Annotated in this window: 1 rRNA gene; it reads right to left on the bottom strand. The window is 50.8% G+C overall.

The window, feature by feature from the left end:
- Positions 1 to 26: 26 nt before the first annotated feature.
- Positions 27 to 2990, bottom strand: a 23S ribosomal RNA gene (locus tag M2325_RS08230).
- Between the last annotated feature and the right edge of the window lie 40 nt (positions 2991 to 3030).

Below are 3030 nucleotides of genomic sequence, written 5' to 3'. Positions count from 1 at the left end.
CTCTCATATCTTTAAGTGTCCAGAATATCTTTTATCACTTGAACTATTAGTATTAGCGGGCTTAATGCCTCGGAAAACCTTGACACTTACACCCCTAACCTATCAAACCCATGTTCTATGGGAGTCCTTGTTCCCGAAGGAAAAGGCTGTCTATTTTCAGGATGAATTTCGGGCTTAGATGCTTTCAGCCCTTATCTCTTGGTGCGTGGCTGCTCGGCAATGCCTTGTCAGACAACCGATCGACTAGAGGCACCGACGGCCCGTTCCTCTCGTACTAGAGCCACCTTTCCCTCAGACAGCCAACACATCCAGCAGATAGCAACCAACCTGTCTCACGACGGTCTAAACCCAGCTCATGATCCCCTTTAATGGGCGAACAGCCCCACCCTTGGGTCCTGCTGCAGACCCAGGATGGGAAAAACCGACATCGAGGTAGCAAGCCGCGGGGTCGATATGGGCTCTTGCCCGCGACAACTCTGTTATCCCCGGGGTAGCTTTTTTGTCATCTCTGGCCCCCATCGGTGAGGCACAGAGGTTCGTTAGGCCCGACTTTCGTCTCTTCGTTGCGTTTTGTTGGCAACAAAGTCAGGCTGGCTTTTGCCCTTACACTCAACAGCGGAGTCCTGACCCGCTTGAGCCAACCTTTGGGCCCTCCTGATGCATTTTTAGGAGGGTACCGCCCCAGCCAAACTGCCCACCTACCGGTGTCCCCTATACGGGTTAGGGACATAATCATAGGAGGGTGGTGTCCCATGGATGCCTCCACTTTTCCTGGCGAAAAAGTTTCGATGGCTCCCACCTACACTGTACACCCACAATCATGCCCCAACGACAGGCTGCAGTAAAGCTCCACGGGGTCTTCGCTTCCCACTGGACGTCTCCGGCCTTTGCGCCGGAATGGTAGGTTCACCGGAGTCTAGTCGGGGACAGTGGAGGTCTCGTTACGCCATTCATGCAGGTCGGAACTTGCCCGACAAGGAATTTCGCTACCTTAAGAGGGTTATAGTTACCCCCGCCGTTTACTGGCGCTTCGCCCGGTTGGAACCGGGGTTCACGTACCAGCACTGGGCAGGCGTCGGCCTTAGTACACACCTTTTCAGGCTCGCTAAGACCTATGTTTGTATTAAACAGTCGGACCTCCCTGGTCACTGCGACCAGCGATCCGGTTAAAGATCACTGGCACTCCTTCTCCCGAAGTTACGGAGCCATTTTGCCGACTTCCCTCGACTAGATTATTCCGCTACGCCTTAGGATACTCACCTAGGGGCACCAGTGTCGGTTCTGGGTACGGACGTTCAAAATCCATGTCAATTCCCTTTTCACGGGCTCAAGGAATCAGTTAAATTCTCCTAAAGGAAAACTCATTACTCTTTCATCCGATTCTCATTATTACAATTCTCCTCGGATTTATAAGCTTGAATACTCAGACAAAAATACAAAACTTATCCCAAAGCGTCAGAAATTGACCTTGTGTTACCACACGTATTTGAACGGCACAGGAATATTAACCTGTTTCCCTTTCCTCTCAAAGAGGTTAACTCGAGAGTTAGGACCGGCTTACCCACAGCTGACGAACATTGCTGTGGAACCCTTGCCCCTTCGGCGGTGGGGATTCTCACCCCACTTATGCTGTTACTACTACCAGGATCATCATTTCTACGAGGTCCACTCGACTTCACAGCCGAACTTCTGCCCTCGCAGAACGCCCCCCTACAAGATTACCTTACGGTACTCCTGGGTCTCGGTGGCCGATTTTAGCCCCGTCCATTTTCGGGACCCTTGATCTCGACAGGTGAGCTGTTACGCACTCGTTAAAGGATGGCTGCTTCTAAGCCAACCTCCCTGCTGTCTTAGACCAAGGACACCCTTCGTGTTCACACTTAATCGGCACTTAGGGACCTTAACCCAGGTCACGGCTATTCCCGTCTCGGACATACAGCTTACCCGTATGCCCTGACTCGAAGTATACGACGACGACAAGTTCGGAGTTTGACAGAAAAGCGAGGAATTTCTTCCCCTAACCTTCCTATCAGTGCTCTACCTTGCCGACTATCTAAACTTCGGCTGACCTGAGAGTCACTTCGGGGGGAACCAGCTATTTCCGGGCTCGATTGGCCTTTCACCCCTAGACCAAGGTCAGAAGAGTGCTTCGAACGGCAACACCTCTGCAGGCCTCCATCCCTCAGTTGAGGGACTTCACCTTGCCCTGGCCTAGATCGCCCGGTTTCGGGTCGTATCGCTGTGACTCCGGGCCCTTAAGACCCCGTTCCTGGATAAACTGCGAACTTGTCGGTTTCCCTTCGCCTACAACCTTAAAGATTTTAAGCTCGCCACAACAATACACTCCCTGGCCCGTTTTTCGAAACGGACGACACAACCCTGGCTCTATACCTCGTAACACTACTTCGCAGTAGCTTCCTTCAGTATAGTTGCCTTTGGGGCCGTGCCATTCCATACCTACTTGGTTTCAGGCACTTTTCACATCCTATTAAGGATACTTTTCAGCTTTCCCTCGCGGTACTAATACGCTATCGGTCTTGGAACGTATTTAGGGTTGGAAGTCGATGCCTCCCAATTTCCCGCGCGATATCCAACGCACGGTACTCAGGAACCTTATAAATCATATCAAATTCACTTACGGGACTTTCACCCTCTATGGTATGACGTTCCAGTCAACTTCAGTTCTTATCAAATCATTGAACAAAGGCCCTATAACACCACATCTCCCCGAAGGGATTCAGTTTGCCCTGATCCGCTTTCAATCGCCTCTAATCACGGAATCTCGTTTGATTTCTCTTCCTGCGGGTACTAAGATGCTTCAATTCCCCGCGTTCCCAATCCTTACGGATCACTTTACAGTAGGAAGTCCCATTAGGAAATCTTAGGTTCAAAGGTTGTATGCACCTCGCCTAAGCATATCGCAGCTTACCACGTCCTTCATCGGCGTTCCAAGCCAAGCCATTCCCCAAGTAGGGTAATAGATAAATAGATATTCTGGATAACACCAGATATGAGAGCTTATGCATGATC

Source organism: Methanococcus voltae PS (assembly GCF_024807035.1).
Classification (GTDB): Archaea; AGJL01; Methanococci; order Methanococcales; family Methanococcaceae; genus Methanococcus; species Methanococcus voltae.
The sequence above is the reverse complement of the archived record's forward strand: the minus strand, read 5'-3'. Positions and strand labels throughout refer to the sequence as shown.